13 protein-coding genes, 2 tRNA genes and 1 rRNA gene are annotated in these 23,275 nt (G+C 58.6%); 3 read left to right on the forward strand and 13 right to left on the reverse strand.

Annotated elements, in window-relative coordinates; genetic code table 11:
* Window positions 1–5 precede the first annotated feature (5 nt).
* The 3 genes from PREDE_RS05450 to PREDE_RS05460 all read right to left on the reverse strand — a co-directional run bounded on the left by PREDE_RS05450 (window position 6) and on the right by PREDE_RS05460 (window position 2,145).
* Window positions 6–82, reverse strand: a tRNA-Ala gene (locus PREDE_RS05450).
* Between the two features lie 197 nt (window positions 83–279).
* Window positions 280–353 (reverse strand) — tRNA-Ile (locus PREDE_RS05455).
* A 258-nt stretch (window positions 354–611) separates the two neighbouring features.
* Window positions 612–2,145: ribosomal RNA gene (locus tag PREDE_RS05460) — 16S ribosomal RNA — on the reverse strand.
* A 637-nt stretch (window positions 2,146–2,782) separates the two neighbouring features.
* Between PREDE_RS05460 and PREDE_RS05470 the strand changes: the two genes are divergently transcribed.
* From PREDE_RS05470 to PREDE_RS05480, 3 genes are all read left to right on the forward strand, one after another.
* Window positions 2,783–3,688 (forward strand): serine O-acetyltransferase, encoded by a 906-nt coding sequence (locus PREDE_RS05470; protein ID WP_005844877.1) that lies wholly within the window; start codon window positions 2,783–2,785, stop codon window positions 3,686–3,688.
* 70 nt (window positions 3,689–3,758) lie between these two features.
* A complete protein-coding gene (locus PREDE_RS05475; protein WP_005844878.1) occupies window positions 3,759–4,673 on the forward strand; it encodes a YitT family protein in 915 nt (304 codons plus the stop codon).
* A 54-nt stretch (window positions 4,674–4,727) separates the two neighbouring features.
* Window positions 4,728–5,075: a hypothetical protein gene (locus PREDE_RS05480; protein ID WP_005844879.1), complete on the forward strand. Its 348-nt coding sequence runs from the start codon at window positions 4,728–4,730 to the stop codon at window positions 5,073–5,075.
* Window positions 5,076–5,216: 141 nt separating this feature from the next.
* Here the strand turns inward: PREDE_RS05480 and PREDE_RS05485 are convergent, their stop codons facing one another.
* The 10 genes from PREDE_RS05485 to PREDE_RS05530 all read right to left on the reverse strand — a co-directional run bounded on the left by PREDE_RS05485 (window position 5,217) and on the right by PREDE_RS05530 (window position 23,267).
* Window positions 5,217–6,419, reverse strand: a complete 1,203-nt coding sequence (locus PREDE_RS05485; RefSeq protein ID WP_005844880.1) for an NADP-dependent isocitrate dehydrogenase — start codon at window positions 6,417–6,419, stop codon at window positions 5,217–5,219.
* 161 nt (window positions 6,420–6,580) lie between these two features.
* The gene (locus PREDE_RS05490) at window positions 6,581–7,438 is read right to left on the reverse strand and encodes an OmpA family protein (protein ID WP_005844881.1); all 858 of its coding nucleotides are present in this window, start codon (window positions 7,436–7,438) and stop codon (window positions 6,581–6,583) included.
* Between the two features lie 515 nt (window positions 7,439–7,953).
* Window positions 7,954–9,051, reverse strand: coding sequence for a family 43 glycosylhydrolase (locus tag PREDE_RS05495; RefSeq protein ID WP_005844883.1), 1,098 nt, complete (start codon window positions 9,049–9,051; stop codon window positions 7,954–7,956).
* 47 nt (window positions 9,052–9,098) lie between these two features.
* Window positions 9,099–9,674 (reverse strand): chromate transporter, encoded by a 576-nt coding sequence (locus tag PREDE_RS05500; RefSeq protein ID WP_005844885.1) that lies wholly within the window; start codon window positions 9,672–9,674, stop codon window positions 9,099–9,101.
* On the reverse strand, window positions 9,671–10,198 hold the full coding sequence (locus PREDE_RS05505) for a chromate transporter (RefSeq protein ID WP_005844886.1): 528 nt from the start codon (window positions 10,196–10,198) through the stop codon (window positions 9,671–9,673). Before PREDE_RS05505 ends, PREDE_RS05500 begins: the two co-directional genes overlap by 4 nt.
* Before the next feature lie 132 nt (window positions 10,199–10,330).
* Entirely contained in the window at window positions 10,331–14,305 is a 3,975-nt protein-coding gene (gene purL, locus PREDE_RS05510) for a phosphoribosylformylglycinamidine synthase (protein WP_005844888.1), read from the reverse strand.
* Between the two features lie 158 nt (window positions 14,306–14,463).
* Window positions 14,464–16,314 carry a glycoside hydrolase family 13 protein gene (locus PREDE_RS05515; protein ID WP_005844890.1) on the reverse strand — a complete coding sequence of 617 codons (1,851 nt, stop codon included), beginning with the start codon at window positions 16,312–16,314 and terminating at the stop codon, window positions 14,464–14,466.
* 37 nt (window positions 16,315–16,351) lie between these two features.
* Window positions 16,352–18,334 carry a type I pullulanase gene (gene pulA, locus PREDE_RS05520; RefSeq protein WP_005844892.1) on the reverse strand — a complete coding sequence of 661 codons (1,983 nt, stop codon included), beginning with the start codon at window positions 18,332–18,334 and terminating at the stop codon, window positions 16,352–16,354.
* 66 nt (window positions 18,335–18,400) lie between these two features.
* Window positions 18,401–20,530 carry a glycoside hydrolase family 97 protein gene (locus PREDE_RS05525; RefSeq protein ID WP_005844894.1) on the reverse strand — a complete coding sequence of 710 codons (2,130 nt, stop codon included), beginning with the start codon at window positions 20,528–20,530 and terminating at the stop codon, window positions 18,401–18,403.
* A 61-nt stretch (window positions 20,531–20,591) separates the two neighbouring features.
* Window positions 20,592–23,267, reverse strand: a complete 2,676-nt coding sequence (locus tag PREDE_RS05530; RefSeq protein WP_005844896.1) for a 4-alpha-glucanotransferase — start codon at window positions 23,265–23,267, stop codon at window positions 20,592–20,594.
* Window positions 23,268–23,275 lie beyond the last annotated feature (8 nt).

A 23,275-nucleotide genomic window follows, 5' to 3' on the forward strand; every position in this document is an offset into this window, starting at 1 on the left:
GGTCGTGGTGGAGAATAACGGATTCGAACCGTTGACCCCCTGCTTGCAAAGCAGGTGCTCTAGCCAGCTGAGCTAATCCCCCTTGTCCAATTCATAATTCAAAATGCAAAATTCAAAATTACAGACCTGCACCGACGGATGTCAATGTCAAGCCGGCGGCATTCCGAACCGGGAACCACAGGGAGCGTACAATACAAAAAACATCGTCATCTTCCCAACCGCACGCCCTCGCCGGACGGCAATCTTGAATTTTGAATCCTGAATCCTGAATTGCAAAAGTAGTCCCAGGCAGACTTGAACTGCCGACCTCCACATTATCAGTGTGGCGCTCTGACCAACTGAGCTATAGGACTCTCTAGCGCCCCACCGGCCCTTGTCAAAAAACGGGGACCGGAGGCAGCCCGGCTTCCTTCTTCCCTTGCTTGTCAAAAACAGGGCAGCAGCAGCAAGAAGATTGGGAACGGCTGGACGAACCGTCACTGCCATACGGCCACACGGGCCGGACGGCATCATCCTTTCAGAAACACAAGGCATACACGCCCCAGAGGGGCACACATGCCTTAAGGCAATACCTTTCATCACAACGCACACCTCACAGGCGACAGCTCCAGAAAGGAGGTGTTCCAGCCGCACCTTCCGGTACGGCTACCTTGTTACGACTTAGCCCCAATCACCAGTTTTGCCCTAGGCCGATCCTTCCGGTCACGGACTTCAGGCACCCCCGGCTTTCATGGCTTGACGGGCGGTGTGTACAAGGCCCGGGAACGTATTCACCGCGCCATGGCTGATGCGCGATTACTAGCGAATCCAGCTTCGTGGGGTCGGGTTGCAGACCCCAGTCCGAACTGAGGGGGGATTTCAGGATTGGACCGCGTTTGCACGCGGCCGGCTTGCTGTGCCCCCCATTGTAACACGTGTGTAGCCCCGGACGTAAGGGCCGTGCTGATTTGACGTCATCCCCACCTTCCTCACACCTTGCGGCGGCAGTGTCCACAGAGTGCCCGGCATGACCCGATGGCAACTGCGGAGAGGGGTTGCGCTCGTTATGGCACTTGAGCCGACACCTCACGGCACGAGCTGACGACAACCATGCAGCACCTTCGCAGAAGCCCCGAAGGGCCTCACCATCTCTGGATCGTTCCTCTGCAATTCAAGCCCGGGTAAGGTTCCTCGCGTATCATCGAATTAAACCACATGTTCCTCCGCTTGTGCGGGCCCCCGTCAATTCCTTTGAGTTTCACCGTTGCCGGCGTACTCCCCAGGTGGGATGCTTAATGCTTTCGCTTGGCCACACGCCCAATAAAAGGGCGGACGGCGGGCATCCATCGTTTACCGTGCGGACTACCAGGGTATCTAATCCTGTTCGATACCCGCACCTTCGAGCTTCAGCGTCAGTTATGCTCCCGTCAGCTGCCTTCGCAATCGGGGTTCCTCGTCATATCTAAGCATTTCACCGCTACACGACGAATTCCGCCAACGTTGCGCACACTCAAGCACGACAGTTCGCGCTGCAATCCAGGTGTTGAGCACCTGCATTTCACAACACGCTTGACATGCGGCCTACGCTCCCTTTAAACCCAATAAATCCGGATAACGCCCGGACCTTCCGTATTACCGCGGCTGCTGGCACGGAATTAGCCGGTCCTTATTCATACGGTACCTGCAAAACACCACACGTGGCGCACTTTATCCCCGTATAAAAGCAGTTTACAACCCATAGGGCCGTCATCCTGCACGCTACTTGGCTGGTTCAGGCTTACGCCCATTGACCAATATTCCTCACTGCTGCCTCCCGTAGGAGTCTGGACCGTGTCTCAGTTCCAGTGTGGGGGACCTTCCTCTCAGAACCCCTACCGATCGTTGCCTTGGTGGGCCGTTGCCCCGCCAACAAGCTAATCGGACGCATCCCCATCAACAAGCGGATAAACCTTTCTTCCAACACGGAGGACCTCGTTGGAATACATAGGGTATCAGACCGCATTTCTACGGATTGTCCCCTGCTTGAAGGTAGGTTGGATACGCGTTACTCACCCGTGCGCCGGTCGCCATCGGCAGATGCAAGCATCCGCCATGCTGCCCCTCGACTTGCATGTGTTAAGCCTGTAGCCAGCGTTCATCCTGAGCCAGGATCAAACTCTCCATGGTAAAATATAACATTGTACGTGCCTACAATCACCACAAGGCCAATGCCCCACGGCAAATGAAAGCACGACGTCTTGCCTGTCACAGAACGCCTGAAAATGTATCGAAGTTCAAGTAAAACCTGTGAATCTCATCCAAAATGAATCGGACGGTTCTCATTCATACCCAATTCCCCGAAACCCAATAAAAACAGGAACGGGGACTTGCTTCTTGTACTACTACTCTGTCTATGTAAATACTTTCAAAGAACTCTTTCCTAAACGCAAACCGCCACACAGGCGGAAAGCGAGTGCAAAGGTAGACATTGCAACCAAAACAACCAAACAATCCCACAAAAAAATACAGATGAAAAACGAATTTTTCGCTTTAACGGACAAAACAAGGACACAAAAACAGAACTCACATTATTATATATATGCGCGAGAAAAAGCGGCGATCGAGGCGAGCATCACCCTCAATGATCTCCAAAGCACAGCAACCGACTCTTGGCTTCACCACCTTATCTAACTACGAACACCATACTCTATGGCAAACTGCTCCGTCTTGTTTTTCCTGTATCAGCATTATAAAGTTCGATGGACATTGTTCCATGTTCAAAGAAAAAAGTATTATCTTTGCGCCGTAAAACCAATCAACCGAAATGAACGACGAGGTGTTCCAAAAGAATGTGGCCCTGCTCACTCAAGTGACGGATGCCGAAGCACGAATGCTCCCCGACCATGAGGCCCAGCTGCCATCGGTCGAAACATTGGGCGAAATCGTGTCGCTGGTGAAGATGATGGTGTTTCCCGGATTCTTTGACAAGCGACAAATCGACAGCGACATCCGTTCATACCACATCGGCGTGAACATGGAACGTCTCGTTTGTCTGCTGAAACAACAGACCTCCTTGGCCCTGCTCTTCAACCAGCACGACACGCAGCAGGCCAAAAAAGAGGGCGACCGGCTGACCCAACAGTTCATAGATCGGCTGCCCGAACTTAAAAACATGCTCTACACCGACGTAGAAGCCGTCTTTGCCGACGACCCAGCGGCCCGCTCCTACAGTGAAGTGATTTTCTCCTATCCGGTCATTCTGGCCATGATCCACTACCGGGTGGCCCACGAACTGTACGAAATGGGGATTCCCGTCATCCCGCGAATCATCACCGAACAGGCCCATGCCCTGACCGGCATCGACATCCACCCGGGAGCCCGGATAGGCACTCACTTCTCCATCGACCACGGCACAGGCGTGGTTATCGGCGAGACCAGTGTCATTGGCAACCATGTACGCCTGTTTCAGGGCGTGACTCTTGGCGCCGGACACCCCGACCGACCCCAGCCGGCCGGCCGCAACATGGCCCGACTCTCGGTTCCACGCCACCCCATCATCGAAGACCGTGTGACCGTCTACTCCAATTCCACCCTGCTGGGACGCATTACCATTGGGCACGACACGGTGGTGGGCGGCAACGTCTGGCTCACCCACAGCGTGCCGCCTGGCTCTCTTGTCCTGCAAGGCAAGTCGCAGGACTTGAGCTTCTCCGGCGGCCTGGGGATTTAGCTACCGAGCATTGGGAGACCGTCATCAAGGTGACGGGAAGAAAAAACAGACTGCATTTAAACCAAACACCATGAATTTCAAGAAGACAACGTTAGTGAATGAAATTCGCGACTACGTGATGATCCTCATCGGAATGCTCTCCTACTGCATCGGGTGGAACATCTTTCTGCTGCCCAACAGCATCACCACAGGGGGCGTTCCGGGCATTGCCTCGGTTGTATTTTGGGGCACAGGCATTCCCGTTCAGTACACTTACTTTGCCATCAACGCCGTGCTGCTGGTGGCGGCCCTGCGCATTCTGGGCTTCAAATTCTGTATCAAGACCATCTATGCCGTCATTGCACTGACCACCATGACCGTTCTGACACGGCAACACGGCGCGGACATGCGCCTGCTTCACGACCAACCCTTCATGGCCAGCATCATTGGAGCCATCTTCTGCGGCTCGGGCGTGGGACTGGGCTTCTCGTTCCACGGATCCACCGGAGGCACCGACATCGTGGCGGCCATCGTGAACAAGTACCGCGACATCTCGCTGGGCCGTGTCATTATGATTTGCGACATCTTCATCATTTCCTCGTCCTACCTGGTATTTCACGACTGGGAAAAGGTCATCTACGGCTATGTCGTGCTCTGGGTGACGAGTTTCTGCGTGGACCAAGTGGTGCAGTCCACCCACCGCAGCGTACAGTTTTTCATCATCTCGGACAAGTATCAGGAGATCGCCTCGCGCATTGCCGTCTATCCCCACCGCGGCGCAACCATCATCGAGGCCCACGGCTTCTACACGGGGCACGGCGTGAAGATGCTCTTCATCATGGCCATGCGCCGCGAGAGCAGCATCATCTTCTCCATCATCAACGAGATAGACCCCAAGGCTTTTGTCACGCAAACCAACGTGATCGGCGTCTACGGCGAGGGATTCGACAAGTTCAAGGTGAAACCCCGGCCGCAGACTACAGAGCATGCCAAGGCCATAGAATGAGGTTTTCGGCGGGCTTACGGGTTAGAAAAAGATTAAACACAACAATAAACAGCCATGAACAAGAAAAACATTTTGCGCGGACTGCAGCTCTTTCTCTTCCCCCTGCTGCTGTCGTCATGTGCCGCCCTTGGGATGAGCGGGCAGCTGAAAGCAATCAGCAAGATACATCAGGGCCAGACTCAGCAGCAAGTTCTCTCCGTGATGAAAGGCGAACCCAAGTACCGGCGCTTCATGGAGAACGGCATCGAACAGTGGGAATACCACAAGAACGTGAACCTCAGCGGCGACTACGACGTGGTGCTCATCGGTTTCCGCGACGGCCGCGTGGTCTCCTTAGACTCCTTCCCCTACGTCTATCCCAAGGCTCCTGAGTCGTCACAACCGGCCAGCCCACAGCGGTAACCGGCCGTATGGCATCCGCGCCCACCCAACCATAGCAGAAGAAGTGCGGCCGGTCCTCACTTCTTCTACGCTCACAGACTTCTACCGTACATCAAGTCGCGAGGGGAGCCACACCATGCGACTCCCCTCACGACTTTCTTGTCAGAGCACAATCCGCTCACGGATGGCCGCTATGAAGCCGGCCGAATTCACGGCCCGGGGCTCCACACCCTCCATGAGCCCCACGAGGTCTTTGGTGGCAATGCCGGCATTGAGCGTGTCAAGACAGGCCGCCTCCAGCCGGTCGGCAAAGTGCACGAGGGCCGGCAGACCGTCCAGCTCGCCGCGTTTGCGCAGGGCACCGCTCCATGCAAAGATGGTAGCCATGGGGTTGGTCGAGGTTTCCTCGCCCTTGAGATAGCGGTAATAGTGACGGGTCACGGTGCCGTGGGCCGCCTCGAACTCATAGTTGCCGTCGGGCGAGACGAGCACCGACGTCATCATGGCCAGCGAGCCGAAGGCCGTGGAGAGCATGTCGCTCATCACATCGCCGTCGTAATTCTTGCAGGCCCAGATGAAACCGCCCTTCGACCGCACGACGCGCGCCACGGCATCGTCTATCAAAGTGTAGAAGTATTCGATGCCGAGCCGGGCAAACTGCTCCTTGTAGTCCTGCTCGTACACCTCTTCAAAGATCTCGCGGAAGCGGGCGTCGTAGGTCTTCGATATGGTGTCCTTGGTGGCAAACCACAGGTCTTGCCGCGTGTCTACGGCAAACTTGAAGCAGCTGTGGGCAAACGAACGGATGCTTTTGTCGGTGTTGTGCATGCCCTGCAACACGCCGGAGCCCTCAAATTCGTGTATCTCCACCTCCTGTCTGCGGCCGCTCCGGCCCTCGAACACCAGCCGCGCCGTGCCGGGTTCGTCCACTTTCAGCTCCACGCTCTTGTACACATCGCCGTAGGCATGACGGGCAATGGTGATGGGCTTCTCCCAGTTGCGCACCACGGGCCGTATGCTCGGGATGGTGATGGGAGCGCGAAACACCGTGCCGTCCATGATGGAACGGATGGTGCCGTTGGGGCTCTTCCACATGTGGTGCAGGTGGTATTCGTCCATGCGCTGGGCGTTGGGCGTGATGGTGGCACACTTCACGGCCACGCCATACTTGCATGCAGCACGGGCCGAGTCGACGGTCACCTGGTCGTTTGTACGGTCGCGGTTGGGCAGACCGAGGTCATAATATTCCGTCTTGAGGTCGACAAAGGGCAGGATGAGCTCGTCCTTAATCATCTGCCAAAGGATTCGAGTCATCTCGTCGCCGTCCATTTCGACCAGCGGGGTCGTCATCTTGATTTTCTCCATAACCTGTCTTTTTCAATGAACGAGTGTGCCAAAACGCCGGGTTGTTGCCGCAACGCAGAAGCATGCGTCCCATAAGACCGAAAGCCGAACAAAGCCCACGGATACCCACGGGGTGTGCTCCTACGCGTCAAACCCAGTCATTTGTCTTGACACACACGCCGTTACTTGTTGCTGTCTTCGGGTGCCTTGTCGATGAGGTCCATAAACTGGTCGAGCTTCGGCGTGATGATAATTTGCGTGCGGCGGTTGCGCTGCTTGCCCACCTCGGTGTCGTTGGAGGCCACGGGGTTGAATTCGCCGCGTCCACCGGCCGTGAGCCGCTTGGGAGCCACGCCGAAGCGGTCGATGAGATACTGCACCACACTGGAGGCGCGCAGGGCCGAAAGGTCCCAGTTGTTGCGGATGTTGCGCATCGAGGCCGCGTCGGTGTTGATGGGTACATTGTCGGTATTGCCCTCGATGAGCACGTCGTAGTCCTTGTAGTCGGTGATAATCTTGGCAATTTTACTCAACGTTTCCTCGGCCCGGTCGTTGATTTCGTAGCTTCCGCTCTTGTAAAGCATGTTGTCGGCAAGCGAAATATAGACCACGCCTTTGAGCACTTGGACGTCCACTTCCTTCATTTCCTCCTTGCTCAGAGAGCGTGTCAGGTTGTTGGTGAGCACCATATTGAGCGAGTCGCTCTTGCTCTTCACCTCCACCAGATGGCGTATGTACTGGTTCGACTCGTTGATTTGGTCGACGAGTTTGGAAATGTTCACGTTGTTGTCGCTCGTATTGGCCAGGCTCTTGTCCAGGCTGCGCTGCAGGGCCGCATAGTCGGTCTTCTGCTGGGCCAGCTGCTCTTGCAACGAGGCCGCACGGGCCTGTGAGGCGGCCAGCTGCTCCTTGGCGTCCTGATAGTTGGCCGTGAGCTCACGATTCTCGTTCTGGCAATTCTGCAATTCCTTCTTGCTGGCGCAGCCCGTAACGAGCAGCGCACCTGCCAGCAGGGTCAGCACTAAGATGTTCTTTTTCATATTGTTCTCATTTTTAGTTGTGATTTTACCATAGGGTGGCGGGCTTCTCCCATTGCCAGTTACCCTTTAGACGGCCCAGCCGCCGGATTGTTGCATTGCGTTAGGTTTATTTAACCGCTTTCGGCGGGCTGCGTCCTTATCGGCCGGGCCGGGTGGCCGAGCCGGGGGCAACGAGGGAAACAACGGCCGAAAACCATTCTTCATGAATGGTTGCACTTAGGTTTTCACGGCCAAAGTTACGACTTTTCGTTCACAAACAAGCCTTTTGGGTTACATTTTATCACAACACAGGGCAATAAACAACGCATCGTTCACTCTCCCCGACTTCGCCAACCCGCCGGCTGCATGCCGCGGAGGCGGCGCGATTGCGGTGCAAACGCCGCGCGACAACGGCGTAAACGCCACGCGATCGCGCCGTAAACGCGGGGCGATGACGGCGCAAACGCGAGGCGAAAACGGCGCAAGCCAAGCGGCCTGAACGGAAAAAGACAGCAAAAGAGCCCAAGGCGAGCCCGTCAACGGGCCTGTGGAGAGGCTGGTTCCACCGACAGGACAGGCCAGCCTTTCTTCCATTTGATGGCACGCTGCACCAGCACCGACTGGCCTTGCAGCGGGATGGAGTAGCCGTGGCAGACGAAGAGGTCGGCGCCTTTCACGCCCCCAGCGGCGGGCAGCGCATAGGCGGCGCAGTGACCGGCGGCCTCGAACACGCGGCCGTCGCCCCCGAACACCTCAGTGCCGCCACCCTCGGTCATGGGCCGCCCTTGGCGGTCCACGTAGGGTCCGGCCACATGCCGGCTGCGGCCCACGGCCACGCGGTAGGTGCTCTGGCTGCCGCGGCAGCAGTAGTCCCAGCTCACAAAGAGATAGTAGTAGCAGCCGTGGCGGAAGATGAACGGGGCCTCGATGGCGTTGGTGCCGGCATGGCGCGACGTGGGATTCTCCTGCTGGTAGGGCGCTCCCGGAGCGTAGCGGCGCGCTATGGTCTGTGGCGGGGCGGCCAGGCGCAGCGTCAGGCGGCCGTCGGGGGCCGTAGCCTCCGTGAGGGGAGCCAGCTGAATGCCGTCCCAGAACGAGCCCCACGCCATCCACAAGCGGTCGTCGTCGTCAACAATGAAGTTGGGGTCGATGGCGTTCCAGTTGTCGCGGCCCTCGCGGCTGGCCACCAGGCAGCCACCGTCGTGCCAGTCGGCAGCGGCCAGCGACGTGGCCGAGAGCAGCCCAATGGCCGAGGTGTTCCTGCCAAACGTGGAGCAACTGTAGGCCATCCACCAGCGGCCGTGCCAGCGAATGACGTCGGGGGCCCAGACGTGGCGGTCGAATCCGGGCACGCTGTCGCGCGTCCACTGCGGAATGTCGCGGAGCACGCCGTCGCGCTGCACGTGCCAAGTGCGGCGGTCGGCCGAGGTCAAGGCGCCGATGTTCGTGCCCGTGCAGAAGAGATAACAGCGTCCGTCTTCAAAGGCCAGCACGGGGTCGTGTACGAAAGGCGTGTCGGTGGTGAAAGTCACGGGGCGCAGGGGCGCGGCGGGCGCGGGGTCGGCGGGCTGGGCCTGCGCCGCAACAGCAGAGAGCGCGGTGCAAAGCGTCAAGGCCAAGAGGGGTCGTTTCATAAGTGGTGAGGGGTTAAAATGAATCAAAACGGGGTGCGGCCGTGCCCTCAATAGAGCAGCAACAGACCGGCCAGCGCCGCATAGCAAATCATGCGGATGGGGTTGACCTTGAACCACATCGTGCCCACAAAGGTGGCGGCGAAGAGTGCAAGGCTGATGCCGAACTGCCAGGGGCTGACGCTCGGGCTGGAGAAGTTCTCGTCGTTGCAAAGCAGCAGCGTGGCGGCGGCCAGCAACCCCACGACGGCAGGACGCAGTCCGGCAAAGACGTGCTGCACGGCGGCGGTCTTCGTGTACTTCATGAACATCTTGCTGATGAGTATCATCAGCAAGAACGAGGGCAGCACAAGGGCAAACGTGGCCGTGACCGAACCGAGGCAAGAGAGCCACAAACCGTAGCCGGCATTGTGCACGGCGGTGTAGCCGCAGTAGGTGGCCGAGTTGATGCCAATGGGCCCCGGCGTCATCTGCGAGATGGCCACGATGTTGGTGAACTCGGCCGTGGAGAGCCAGTGGTGGCGCACCACGGTCTCGGTCTGGATGAGCGACAGCATGCCGTAGCCGCCGCCGAAGCCGAAAAGGCCTATCTCAAAGAACGTGACGAACAGCTGGACGAAGATCATAAGGCCATCCTCCCGTATACGTAGCCGCCCACGCCGGCGGCAATGATAATCCAGATGGGGTTCACGCCAAAGGCCCAGATGAGCAGGGCCGAGGCCACGGGAATCCAGCAGTTGGCCAGATTGATGCGTGCGCTTTTGGCCAGACTGAACGTGGGCACGGCGATGAGGGCCACCACGGCGGGCCTGATGCCCCTGAACATGGCGGCCACCCACCCCACGTCCATGAACTGATGGAAGGCGATGGCAATCATCAAGATGATGAGAAACGACGGCAGCGCGGTGCCCACCGTGGTGCACACCGCCCCGCGATGGCCGCGCAGCCTGTAGCCGATAAAGGTGGCGAGGTTGATGGCAAACACGCCTGGACAGCTCTGGGCAATGGCTATCAGGTCGATGAACTCGTCCTTGCCAATCCACCGGTTCTTGTTCACGACCTCGCTTTCGATAATCGGAATCATGGCGTATCCTCCCCCAAGGGTGAATGCGCCAATCTTGAAAAAGGTGGTGAAAAGGGTTCTGTACATGCGTTGGGGATTATTGGAGTGATGGAGTTAAGGAGTAATGGAGTTAAGACAAATGGTTGGAGGGAAGAAAATGTCCCAATAGCCTATTGTCTTAACTCCATCACTCCTTAACTCCCTAACTCCCTCATCGAATTATTTTTCGAGCCTTTCCTCCACCCACTTGCGGGCGTTGACAAAGGCTTCCATCCACGGTGTCAGCTCGTCGGCACGGCGGCCGACCGGGTACCAGGCGTTCTGCCAGGGGAAGACAGACCGCTCGGGGTGCGGCATCATGGCCAGATGGCGGCCGTCGGCCGAGCAGATGGCGGCCACGTTGTAGTCGCTGCCATTGGGGTTGCCGGGATATTCGGCATAGTTGTACTTGGCCACGACGTTGTAATGGTCCTCGGGTTCGGGCAGGTAGAAACGGCCCTCGCCGTGGGCCACCCAGATGCCGAGCTTGCTGCCGCCCAGACTTCCCAGCATGACGCTCTCGTTCCGGGGGATGGAAAGGCTGAGGAACTGGCTCTCGAATTTCCGGCTCTGGTTGTGCGTCAGGTGCGAGCGGTGCTTGTGTTCAGGATTGATAAGGTTGAGCTCCACCATGAGTTGGCACCCGTTGCAGATACCGAGCGACAGCGTGTCCGGGCGGGCATAGAAGCGGTCGAGCGCCTCCTTGGCCTTGGGATTGAAGAGGAAAGCGCCCGCCCATCCCTTGGCAGAGCCGAGCACATCGGAGTTGGAGAAGCCGCCGCAGAACACAATCATGTTCACCTCGTCCAGTGTTTCGCGGCCGCTTATCAGGTCGGTCATCATCACATCCTTGACTTCAAAGCCGGCCAACCACAGTGCATAGGCCATCTCACGCTCGCCATTCGTTCCCTTTTCACGGATGATGGCGGCACAAGGCCTTTGGTCTTCGGGCTGTGAACCGTAGTCTTTGAGCTGTGAACTATGGTCTGTGAACTGTAAACTGTAGTCTGTGAATTTTGAATTTTGAATTTTGAATTTTGAATTCTTCCCCTCTTCTTTCCACCGGTCGGGGTTCAGGCCGAGCGAAACAAAGGTTCCTTGGAAGCCGTCGGCGAACTTCATCTCCAGCGGCTGCTTCTTGTAGTTGAGCCAACGCTTGCGTGCCATGCCGTTCCGGCTCTGGTTGCGGTCGAGCAGATAGGAGGTCTTGTACCACGTGTCGCGCAGGGCGTCGATGTCGAACTCATGGTGGAAGTCGCCCTTCACCACCACGATCTTGCGCTCGGCGGGCGTGGGATAGGCTATCTTGGCATAGCCGATGCCGTTGGCTTCAAAGTATTCACGCAGGTCTTTCTTGTGCTGGTCGCTCACCTGAATGACCACGCCCGGGTTCTCGGCAAAGAGCATTTTCACCACGTCGTCTCCGCTCTCGGGGGCTACATCGTGCAGGTTTACGTGCATGCCGCCCTCGACATTGGCAAACGTCATCTCCAGCAACGTGGTGATGAGACCGCCTGCCGATATGTCGTGTCCGGCCATGATCCATCCCTTTTTGATGAGTTCCTGCACGGCGTTGAAGCAGTCGGCGAAGTACTCCGGGTTCTTCACCGTGGGCACGTCGCTGCCTATCTTGCCCAGCGTCTGGGCCAAGGCCGAACCGCCCAGACGGAGCCCGTCGAAGCTGAAGTCGATATAGTAGAGCGAGGAATTCTTGTCGTTCACCATCACAGGACTCACGGTTTGCTTCACGTCGCTCACCTCGGCGCCGCTCGTCACAATGACCGTGCCCGGCGCAATAACCTTGCGCCCGTCGGGATATTGCTGGCTCAACGAGAGCGAGTCCTTGCCCGTGGGCACGTTCAGACCCAGGCTACAGCAGAAGTCGCTCAGGGCCTCGACGGCCGTGTAGAGGCGGGCGTCCTCGCCTTTCTGGCTGCGGCAGGGCCACATCCAGTTGGCCGAGAGGTTCAAGTTCTGCACGGGGTAGGGATGATTCACGTCTGTTGCCACGGGTGCCCACACGATATTGGTGAGGCTCTCGGCCACGCTCAGCACGCTTCCGGCGGCCGGATCGGCCATGCCGGCCTGGGGGGCATGGCCCAAGGCCGTGGCAATGCCTTTCTCACCACGGTAGTCGAGCGCCACGACGCCGCAGTCGCTCAGCGGCAGTTGCACCTGCCCCTGCGTCTGCTGGCGGGCCACCTTGCCCGTCACCGAGCGGTCCACCTTGTTGGTGAGCCAGTCCTTACAGGCCACTGCTTCCAGTTGCAACACGTTGTTGAGGTATTCGTCCAGATGCTCCACCGAGTAGACGGCATCCTCGTAGTGGCGCACCACGGTCTCGTCGCGCATCACCGTCTTGGGCGAATGGCCAAACATCTGGGCCACGTCGAGGTCGAAAGGCTTCACGCCGTCGCCCTGCCTGAAGCTGAAGTGGGCGTCGCCCGTGGTGCGGCCCACCACATACAGTGGGGCACGCTCACGCTCGGCGATGCGCTTCACATGGTCGAGATGCTTCTCGTCAATGAGCAATCCCATGCGCTCCTGGCTCTCATTGGCGATGATTTCCTTGGCACTCAAGGTCTTGTCGCCGATGGGCAGCCTGGTCATGTCTATCTCGCCGCCACACTCCTCCACCAGTTCGGAGAGGCAGTTCAGGTGGCCGGCAGAGCCGTGGTCGTGGATGGAGACCACGGGATTCACGTCTTCTTCGACCAAGGCGCGCACCAGATTGTAGGCGCGTTTCTGCATTTCGGGGTTGGCTCGCTGCACGGCATTCAGCTCGATGCCGCTGGTGTAGCGGCCGGTGTCCACGCTCGACACCGAGCCGCCGCCCAGTCCGATGCGGTAGTTGTCGCCGCCCACGACCACAATTTCGTTGCCCGGCCGGGGCTCTTTCTTCAGGCAGTCGCGCTTCTTACCATAGCCCACGCCGCCTGCCAGCATGATGACTTTGTCGTAGCCATAGACCTGCGGGGCAGCCCCCGACCCCTCCGACGGGAGGGGAGTGCCGTCCGGGCGTGTTGCGGTGTCGGCGGATGAGGTCTGGTATTCAAAGGTCAACACTGAGCCGACAATCAGCGGCTGGCCGAACTTGTTGCCGAAATCACTGGCGCCGTTCGAGGCCTTGATGAGGATTTGGTCGGGTGTTTGGTAGAGCCAAGGGCGTTCCGGGATGCTGTCTACCCACGCACGCCGTGCTGTTGTATCGGCATGCCCGCTACCCTCTCCCATCGGAGCGGCGTCAGCGGAGGGGGTGCCGGTGGAGAGACTGCGGGGGTAGCTCGTCATGTACACGGCCGTTCCGGCAATGGGCCAGCTGCCCACGCCACCGCCCATGCGGTCGCGTATCTCGCCGCCCGTGCCTGTAGCAGCGCCGTTGAACGGCTCGACGGTCGTCGGGAAGTTGTGGGTCTCGGCTTTCAGAGAGACTACACTCTCAATGGGCTTCACGCGGAACCAGTCGCTTGTGCTCTGATCCTCGGGTGCAAACTGCTCCACCACCGGGCCCTGCGCAAAGGCAACGTTGTCCTTGTAAGCCGAAAGTATCTTGCCGGGATTCTCTTTTGTGGTCTTCTTAATCAGTGCAAAGAGACTCGACTCGCGCTCCTCGCCGTCGATAATGAACGTTCCGCCGAAGATTTTGTGGCGGCAATGCTCGGAGTTGATTTGGGCAAAGCCGAAAATTTCCGAGTCGGTAAGCGGGCGGCCGTTTGCTTTCTCAATCTTGTACAGGTATTCTATTTCTTCAGGACTCAAGGCCAAACCCTCCTCCTCGTTGAACTTCTCCAGGTCGTCCACGTGCCTGATGGGCTCCGGTTCATGGTTCACCGTGAAGACGTTCTGGTCCAGACCGCGGTACATGCGCTGGAGCATCGGGTCGTGGTCGGCCGCCTCACTCTTCACCGGGAAGAACTCTTCTATACGCAAAATGCCATTGAGACTCATGTTCTGGGTTATCTCAACGGCATTCGTACTCCATGGAGTGATCATCTCGCGACGCGGTCCAACAAAGAAGCCTTCCAGCTTCTCGGCCCTCAATGGCTCGGCATCGCCATAGAGCCAGCACAGTTCTTTTGTCTCCTGCTCACTGGGCCGATGGTCCATTTCAGTGGCAATGATGTTCTCCTTAGGAGTCTTAAAGAAAAGAATCATAATCTTCCTGTTTAATAATTAAGGTGTGATACTATGATGCAAAGGTACTTGATTTTTTTTGCCCAAGCAATGATTTACCCTTAATTTTAAGACGATAAAGGCCTTGTCGCCGGTTATGGCAACAAGGCCCTTGCCTTTAAACAGGACCGTGGAAAGACTTAGTATTCCAGTATCAGCGTTTCGCGGCCGGCCAAGGGGATGTCCTTGGTCAGGTCAACACGCTTTCCGGTCAGCACGTCGGTGGCCTGGGTGTGGCTGCCTATCACCTCGGCATAACGTCGAACAGCCATCGAGGCTTCGCCGTGCTTGCCGTTGAGGACGGTGAGCACCGTGTGCCCCGCATGCCGACGGGCTATGACATAGACGCCTTTCCAAGGGATAAACTGCGTCTGCGTGCCCTCGGTGATGACAGCATTGCCCTGCCGCCAGTGGAGAAGCCGGCTCAACCACGCAAACATGGACTGCTCCTCACGCGTGCGTCCGGCCGGGGTGAAGCAGTCGCGGGCGTCTCCGGGGAACCCGCCGGGGAAGTCCTTGCGCACGTTGCCGTCGCTCGCCTCCTTGGTTCCGTTCATCAATATCTCCGTGCCGTAGTAGAGTTGGGGAATGCGATTGATGGTGAACAGCAGGGCAAGAGCCTGTTTCAGAGCCGTGGAGTCCTTGCTATTGCCCAGGAAACGGTCGGTGTCGTGGTTGTCGATGAACGCCATCACACTCCGCGGGTTGGCATACACGTAGTCGTAGCACAGCACGTTGTAGATGCGGTTGAGCCCTTTCCACCAGTCGTCGGTCTCCTCGTTCTTGGCCTGATTCAGGCGATCGTAGAGGGCAAAGTCCATGACTGTCTTCAGATAACTGTTGGAATCCGAGAGCCTCGATCCTTTCTGCCAGGTGGCTGTATAGGCGGGTTCCGTCACCCAAATCTCGCCCACGGTGTTGAAGTTGGGGTATTCGCGGTCGAGTGCTTCCATCCACCGGGCCATGCCCTCGCGGTCGGCATAGGGATAGGTGTCCATGCGGATGCCGTCGATGCCCACCGTTTCGATCCACCACATGGAGTTTTGAATGAGGTATTTCATCACATGGGGATTGCGTTGGTTCAGGTCGGGCATGGAAGAGACGAACCATCCGCCCATGGTTTCATCCTTGTCCACCTGCGAAGCATAGGGGTCGAACACGGGCGTGAGCTTGTAACTGGTCTGCAATCCGTAGCCCGGATGATTGAACCAATCGGCTGAAGGCACGTCTTTGTTCCACGGATGGAAGTCGCCGCAATGGTTGAAAATCATGTCCATCACCACTTTGAGCCCCCGCTGGTGGGCCTCATCCACGAGCTGAAGATAGTCTTCATTGGTGCCGAAGCGCGGGTCCACGCGATAGTAGTCGGTCGTGGCATAACCATGATAAGTGCTGTACTTGCCCTCGTCGGCCGGGCGGTCATTCTCCAACACGGGGGTGAGCCACAGGGCCGTGACCCCCAATTCGTTGAAATAACCGAGGTGCCGGCGGATGCCCTCCAGGTCGCCGCCATGGCGCAGACTGGGTTCCCGGCGGTCGCACAGCTTGTCCTGCATCGTCTTGAAAGCGTCGTTCTTGGGATTGCCATTGGCAAAACGGTCGGGCATGAGCATGTAGAGCACGTCCTTGTTGGTGAATCCCATGTGCTTCTCGCCCGCCATTTCGCGGGTCTTGAGCAGGTATTTCACGCGTTTGTTCTGCTTGCCCTGCCTGAAGCTGAGCGTCATTTCGCCGGGCTGCGCCCCCTGCAGGTTGAGGTAAACGAGCAGATAATTGGGAGAATCGAGGCGCACAAGCGAGTCGAGGCGCACGCCCGGGTAGTCGGTGGATACGTCGGCCGCCCCAATATTCTGGCCATAAACCATCAGCTGCAGGCTGGGATCTTTCATGCCGGCATACCAGTCGGTAGGGTCTATACGGTCTATTTTCACTTGTGCGCTCATCAGAAAGGCCTGTGCCAACAGTATCAACGTAAGAAGTTGTTTCTTCATTTCAAGGGATATTTTGGGTGTTACGGTTTGCCTCGGATTACTTGTGAAGGATCAAGGCCGACTGTGCGGCAACGGTTACACGGCCACCCGGGAGGGTCCGTAGGCCCTGCTCGTTGATGCGTCCGTCGCTGCACACCACGGTATAACTGCCTTCCGGCAGGGTCACGACGGTGGGCTGGCGGTTGGCATTGAGCACTACAATGATGTCGTTCCACGCGTCAATGCCCTGCAAATTCTCCAGCGCATAGGCCACTACACAGGGTTGCGCATCCAAGAATCGGAGGTGCCGGCGCACGCGCTCGGCCGTGCCCAAGCGGAAAGCAGGGTGATTCTTGCGCAGTTGGATGAGCCGGCTGTAATAGTCGAACACCTGCGGATAGCGCGTGAGGTTGTTCCAGTCAAGGTGATTGATGGAGTCGGGCGAGTTGAACGAGTTGTGCACGCCTTTCTTGTCGCGCAGCATTTCCTCGCCACAGAGCATGAACGGAATGCCCTGAGCCGTAAACACGGCGGTCTGGGCCAGCAGGTCGAGCCGCACAAGCTCGTCTTGTGCAATGCCGGGAATGGAGGCACGCAGCCGGTCTACAAGGCACATGTCGTCGTGACAACTCACATAACTGATCTGCTGCGTGGGCTCGGCGGCCCACGGCTGCTTGTCGTAGTTCACCCGACTCATGTCTACCTGCGGATGGGCGATGCCGCCCACGATGCCGAATTTCAAGCTTTCTTCCTCACCGGGAAGCCCAGCCAGGAAAGCCCCCTTGCTGTCGTCGGAGAACGGGCCGCGCAGGGCATCGCGCATATCGTCGCTGAAAGCGGCTATGCCCGGCATCTGCAGGGTGTGCGCCTTGACGGCCAACTTGTCCAAAGGATAGGCGCATGTGCCCGCGCTCCAGCCCTCGCCATATATAAATAAGGTGGGATCCTGCTCTGTAAGCTCGTGCTGAATGAGGTTCATCGTCTCTATATCGTGCACACCCATGAGGTCTACCCGGAAGCCGTCAATGTGGTATTCCGTGGCCCAATACTTCATGCTCTCCAGCATGAAAGCGCGCATCAGCGGCCGTTCCGAGGCCGTCTCGTTGCCGCATCCCGAGCCGTCGGAGTATTTTCCATCGGCTGTCTTGCGATAGTAATAGTCGGGCCAGGTGCGTTGGAAACCGCTGCCGTCGATGTCGAACGTGTGGTTGTACACCACGTCGAGTATCACACGGATGCCCGCCCGGTGCAGGGACTGCACCATTTGCTTGAACTCACGGATGCGCACCACGGGGTCATAGGGGTCGGTGGAGTACGAACCCTCCGGCACATTATAGTTCAGCGGGTCGTAGCCCCAGTTGTATTGCGGCTGGCTGAGCCGCGTCTCGTCCACCGAAGCATAGTCGAATGAGGGCAGGATGTGCACGGCGTTCACGCCAAGCGCCCGCAGATGGGCGATGGCTCTGGGCTCTGTGAGGGCCAAGAACTTGCCCTTGTGCTCCAGCCCCGACGAGGCGTCGATGGAAAAGTCGCGGTGGTGCATTTCGTAAATCACCAAGTCGGCGGCCGACTTCAGTGCGGGCCGCACGTCCTGTGCCCAGCCGTCGGGGTCGGTGTCGCGCAGGTCGATGATGGCTCCGCGCCGGCCGTTCACCCCCACGGCACGGGCAAACACGCCGGCGGTCTCGCCGTGCGACGTGTCGAAAGTATAGAACTTGCCTTTCAGATCTCCGCCCACAGTGGCCGTCCAGCGGTTGTCGCCGCTCTTCTTCATCCTGACCGTCTTCACGGCCTTGCCGCCCTCTCCCCGGTCGTAGATGCGCAGGGTGACGTACGGCGGCCGGCCAGCCGACTGCGGTGTGGCCCCTGTAACGGCATCCACCGCCGTGGGGGCATTCAGGTTGAAGACGGTCTGCTTCGCCGAATAGACTATCTCTCGAAACAGATCCTTGCCCTCTCCTCCCGTCGACGGGGCGGCCTCCATCTGTCCATGGATGCCTAAAAGTGCGAGGGCAGACACAAAGATATTCTTCAATTGCATGGGGGTTGTGATTATTTTAGAGCCACGGAGTTAAGGAATTAAGGAACGCCTTGACCGCCCAAACGGTTACTTCGCCATCAGCGACACGGCAAAGCCGCCGCCGCGCGCCTCGGTGAGCTTCAGCACGTCGCCGTGTTTCACCGTCCTGCGAGTAATGGTATAGGCCTTGGGATTCTTCTCATAGTCGGCCCCTTTGGCGTCGGCATAGATGGTGCAGTCGTAGCAACGGCCGTTGTCGAGGAAGTCGAGCTTCACCGTGCTCTGGTGGCCGTGCTCGTCGCACTTGCCTCCTACAAACCAGTTGTCCGTGCCCTTGGCCTTGCGTGCCACCGTGATGTAGCGCGCAGGCTCGGCTTCCAGATAGCGGGAGTCGTCCCAGTCGCAGGCCACGTCACGGATGAACTGGAAGGCATCGTCGTATTTGGCATAGTTCTCGGGCAGGTCGGCGGCCATCTGCAACGGGCTGTACATCACCAGATACAGGGCCAGCTGGCCCACGAGCGTGGTGTGCACGTAGTTGGGATTGTCGCTCCAAGTCTTGAGCTGCGTCTCCAGAATGCCGGGCGTGTAGTCCATGGGGCCGCCCTGAAGCCGGGTGAAAGGCAGGATGACCGTGTGGTTGGGCTGGCTGCCGCCAAAGGCTTCATATTCCGTGCCGCGGGCGCTTTCGTTGCCCACCAGGTTGGGCCACGTGCGGCAAAGACCCGTGGGACGCGTGGCCTCATGGGCGTTCACCATGATGTGATGCCGGGCCGCCTCCTTCACGCAGTAGAGATAATGGTTGTTCATGGACTGGGAATAGTGGTGGTCGCCGCGCGGGATGATGTCGCCCACATAGCCGCTCTTCACCGCGTCGTAGCCGTAGCGGTTCATCAACTGGTAGGCACGCTCCATGTGTCGCTCGTAGTTTTGCACGCTCGACGAGGTCTCGTGGTGCATCATCAGCTTCACGCCCTTGCTGTGGGCATAGTCATTCAGCGCCTTAAGGTCGAAGTCAGGATAGGGCGTCACAAAGTCGAACACATCCTGTTTCCAGTGGTTAGCCCAGTCTTCCCAGCCCACATTCCAGCCCTCGACGAGCACTTGCTGCAAGCCGTTCCGGGCAGCAAAGTCGATATACTGCTTCACTTTGGCCGTGTTGGCGGCGTGGCGGCCGTTGGGTTTGGCCTTGCTCCAGTCTATCTGGTCGAGCTTGATGGAGGGGAACTCGTCGGTATAGTTCCACGAACTCTTGCCCACAATCATCTCCCACCACACGCCACAGTACTTCGTGGGGTGTATCCAGCTGGTGTCTTCAATCTTGCACGGCTCGTTAAGATTGAGGATGAGGTTGCTCGAAAGCATGTCGCGCGCATCGTCGCTCACCATTACCGTGCGCCAGGGTGTCTGGCAGGGCGTCTGCATGTAGCCTTTCATGCCGGTGGCGTCGGGCGTGAGCCACGAGTCGAACACCAAGTTCTTGTCGTCCAGATTGAGGTGCATCGTGGCATAGTCCACGCAGGCAGCCTCGTGAATATTGATGTAAAGGCCATCGCGACTCTTCATTTGCAGCGACGTCTGCACGCCGGTAGGTGAGAACACCGACACCGAAGAGTTGCTCCAATTCACGGCATCATGGAAGCGGGTGCGTATCTCCGAGAGGCGGCTTTCCTGGGTTTCCTGCTCCTGAGTGTCGTAGTCTCCGGGCAGCCACCAGGCGGTATGGTCGCCCGTCATGGCGAATTGCGTGTGCTCATCCTTGATGACAAAGTAAACGAGCGAGTCCTGCTGGGGGAACTCATAGCGCAGCCCCATGCCGTCATCGTACACGCGAAAGCGGATGGTCATGGTGCGCTTGGACGAAGGCTGGGCCAAGTCCACGGCCAGTTCGTTGTAGTGATTGCGGATGGTGGCCGTCTCACCCCACACGGGTTTCCACGTCTCATCGAAGGTTGTGGTGCGATGGGCCGTCTCGGTGAAGCCGTCCATCAAGCTGGTTTCGCGCATGCCCTTGGAGGCATGGCTGTCCTTGGCCAGCTCGAGCCCCAGGTGCGAGGGCTTCACCACGGCCCAGCCCTTGTAGCTCATCTCGTAGGTGGGCTGGCCGGCGGCCGTGAGCGAGAACCTGAGCCTGACGTTGCCGTCGGGCGAACTCACCTCCTGGCCCAGGGCTGCAGCCGAGCACAGGAGGGATGCAATGAACAGATGTAAGCGCATATTCCTTTTCTTTTTAAAATCCCGCAAGAACAATTTTGAATTTTGAATCCTGAATTTTGAATTACCTCCCGCTCTGGTACACCAGCTCGCGCACGCTCTCCATGAAGGCTTCGTCGGCCATCAGGTCCTCGATGCAGAGGTGCATGCGGTAGCGCCAGTAGTGCCTGGGGTTGGCGGGAACGTTGATACGCTCGGCGTCGGCGTCGGGCAGCCGCAGCCGCTCGTCGCCGGCCAGCCAGTCCTGAATGCTCAGCACGCAGAGCATCGAGGGCGAGGTGAGCTGCCGCGACACGATGTCGCGGGCCAGCCAGCCCGGCAACGGGTGCGGGGCTGCACCGCCGCGATGGAGCATAGAGTTGTAATAATCCTGCGTGCGGTCGATATTCTCGTCCCACCACTGGCGCATGGTGGGCATGTCGTGGGTGGAGAATGTGCAGACGGAACGGTAGGGATTGCGCGAGAGATGGCCGAAGCGCACGTGCGGATCCTTGGGCATAGACTGGATTTCGAGCGAGAGAATGCGCAGGGCATTGATGACCCATGACACGCAGTCGGGCACCATGCCGAGGTCCTCGGCACACACAAGCATGCGCGTGGCCTCGACCAGTCGTGGCAGCTTCTTCATGGCCTCGCGATACCAGAACTGGTTGTTGCGGCGATAGAAATAGTCGTTGTAGAGGCGGTTGAAGGCAGCTTTGTCGCTGTCGTAGAGGGCCTCGTAGGTGAAATCGAACTGTGCCGAGATGCGCGGATGGTACTTGCCGGGCTCCCTGGCGTCGCGCACGAAGAGCACATTGGAGATTAAAGCATAGAGGCCGTCGCGCAGATTGAGCTCGCTCTGTGCGGTGACACCGGCAAAGGCACGCTCCACCTTGCGCTGCGTGGCATACTCGGGCTTCATGTTCCATACGTCGTCGTGGGCATGGTCGAGGTACTTCTGCTTCACCTCGTCGGCGCGCTCGCCAAACACGCGCTCGACGATCCAGTCGGAAATGAACGGGTCACAGAACTGGTGCTCCTGGAAAAGGAGGCCATAGCCCTCGATTTCCTCGCGCGTCATGCCGAGTGCGGGGCTAAACTGTCCCAGCAATCCGTGCACGGCATCGCCGGGAATCTGCCAAATGCGGAAGAAGCCCAGCACGTGATCGATGCGGTAGGCGTCAAAGAAGCGGGCCATGCTCTGGAAGCGGCGCACCCACCACCGACAGCCGTCCTTGAGCATCTCGTCCCAATTGTAGGTGGGGAAGCCCCAGTTCTGGCCGTTCACCGAGAAGTCGTCGGGGGGGGCACCGGCCTGGCCGTTCAGGTTGAAATATTTCGGTTCCATCCACACGTCGCAGCTGTAGCGGTTCACACCGATGGGGATGTCGCCCTTAAGCACCACGCGGTGCAGACGGGCATAGTCGTGCACTTCACGGAACTGGCTATCCAGAACGAACTGCACAAAGTACCAGAACTCCACCTCCCGATAGGCCTTGGTACGGCTGTTGGACAGGTCGCGGCGGTCGGCCTCGTCCCACGTACGGTGGTCGGGCCACTGCGAGAAGTCGGCCGTGCCGAAGCGATCGCGCAGCATGCTGTACTGTGCGTAGGGCACAAGCCACTGCCCGGCCTCCTTGAAGAACCCGCGGAAAGCCTTGGAGGCCATCATGGCCTTTCCCTCCTGCTCGAACACCAGGCGCAGATACTCGGTCTTGGCCTGGTTCACACGCTCGTAGTCTATCTGGTCGAGGGCGTTGAGCTCCTGGCGCAACTGCTCGAACCGTGCCCGCTGCCCCTCGTCCTTGAGGGCGGGCAGCCGGGTCAGATCCACATACTGCGGATGCAGGGCAAACACGCTGATGCAGCTATAGGGATAGGAGTCGGTCCAGGTATGGGTGATGGTTGTATCGTTGATGGGCAGCACCTGGAGCACGCGCTGACCGCTCTGCTCCACGTAGTCTACCATGCGGCGCAGGTCGCCGAAGTCGCCCACGCCGAAGCTGCTGTGCGAGCGCAGCGAGAATACAGGCACCAGCGTGCCGGCCAGCTTCACGTTGTAGACGGGCAGGAAGGCCTGGTCGAGATGGTAAACCACCACTTGCCCGTCGGTCATCGGGGGCAGTTCCACGGTGCGGTTCAGCCCCGTCTCCCAAAGTGGGCCCGAAGCCTGCCCGCTGCCGAGGGCGGCAAACTTGAACTCCACCACATTGGAGTCGAGGGCATCGGCGTTCAGATCAACGGCCCACTCGTTGATATTGTGCTCCGTCATGGGCAGAGCCTTGTCCCATTCCCAGTTGCCCAGATAGTCACCCGCGCCCACCAGGGCCAGCCGCTCGCCGCTGCGCAACTGAGGGGCGCGCACCACAAGGCGCACCGTCCGGCCATACTCCGTGCGGGGCAATGCGCCCGTCTCGCGGCGGTTGATACAGTCTGTGAAGGCCGAACTGTAGAGATAGGAGTCTTCGGGAATGTCGGTCCAGTGGTCGTAGACGGTGTATTCCACGCCCTTGGCCGCACAGAGCTCCAGCCGGTGCATCACGGTGGTCCACTCATGACGCTCCCGTGTGCCGGCGTAGTCCACGCTATAGTAATAGTCGATTGTCGCTTTCGAGGGCTGCATGGTGAGCTGGCAGCTCCACCGGCTACCATCGGTCGTCCTCATACGGTACTGGGCAACGCCGTCCTGCTTGACAAGATTCAGCACGAGTTCCTCGCCGAACCGAGTCTGGTAATCCACATGAAATGATAAATTCATAGAGTTTA

Source organism: Prevotella dentalis DSM 3688, assembly GCF_000242335.1.
Taxonomy (GTDB): domain Bacteria; phylum Bacteroidota; class Bacteroidia; order Bacteroidales; family Bacteroidaceae; genus Prevotella; species Prevotella seregens.

What these genes read in the sequence shown, in the direction of transcription:
- purL (WP_005844888.1), bottom strand. Translation starts at nt 14,305, where the DNA reads ATGATTCTTTTCTTTAAGACTCCTAAGGAGAACATCATTGCCACTGAA.
- PREDE_RS05530 (WP_005844896.1), bottom strand. Translation starts at nt 23,267, where the DNA reads ATGAATTTATCATTTCATGTGGATTACCAGACTCGGTTCGGCGAGGAA.
- PREDE_RS05500 (WP_005844885.1), bottom strand. Translation starts at nt 9,674, where the DNA reads ATGATCTTCGTCCAGCTGTTCGTCACGTTCTTTGAGATAGGCCTTTTC.
- PREDE_RS05495 (WP_005844883.1), bottom strand. Translation starts at nt 9,051, where the DNA reads ATGAAACGACCCCTCTTGGCCTTGACGCTTTGCACCGCGCTCTCTGCT.
- PREDE_RS05515 (WP_005844890.1), bottom strand. Translation starts at nt 16,314, where the DNA reads ATGAAGAAACAACTTCTTACGTTGATACTGTTGGCACAGGCCTTTCTG.
- pulA (WP_005844892.1), bottom strand. Translation starts at nt 18,334, where the DNA reads ATGCAATTGAAGAATATCTTTGTGTCTGCCCTCGCACTTTTAGGCATC.
- PREDE_RS05485 (WP_005844880.1), bottom strand. Translation starts at nt 6,419, where the DNA reads ATGGAGAAAATCAAGATGACGACCCCGCTGGTCGAAATGGACGGCGAC.
- PREDE_RS05475 (WP_005844878.1), top strand. Translation starts at nt 3,759, where the DNA reads ATGAATTTCAAGAAGACAACGTTAGTGAATGAAATTCGCGACTACGTG.
- PREDE_RS05470 (WP_005844877.1), top strand. Translation starts at nt 2,783, where the DNA reads ATGAACGACGAGGTGTTCCAAAAGAATGTGGCCCTGCTCACTCAAGTG.
- PREDE_RS05490 (WP_005844881.1), bottom strand. Translation starts at nt 7,438, where the DNA reads ATGAAAAAGAACATCTTAGTGCTGACCCTGCTGGCAGGTGCGCTGCTC.
- PREDE_RS05525 (WP_005844894.1), bottom strand. Translation starts at nt 20,530, where the DNA reads ATGCGCTTACATCTGTTCATTGCATCCCTCCTGTGCTCGGCTGCAGCC.
- PREDE_RS05505 (WP_005844886.1), bottom strand. Translation starts at nt 10,198, where the DNA reads ATGTACAGAACCCTTTTCACCACCTTTTTCAAGATTGGCGCATTCACC.
- PREDE_RS05480 (WP_005844879.1), top strand. Translation starts at nt 4,728, where the DNA reads ATGAACAAGAAAAACATTTTGCGCGGACTGCAGCTCTTTCTCTTCCCC.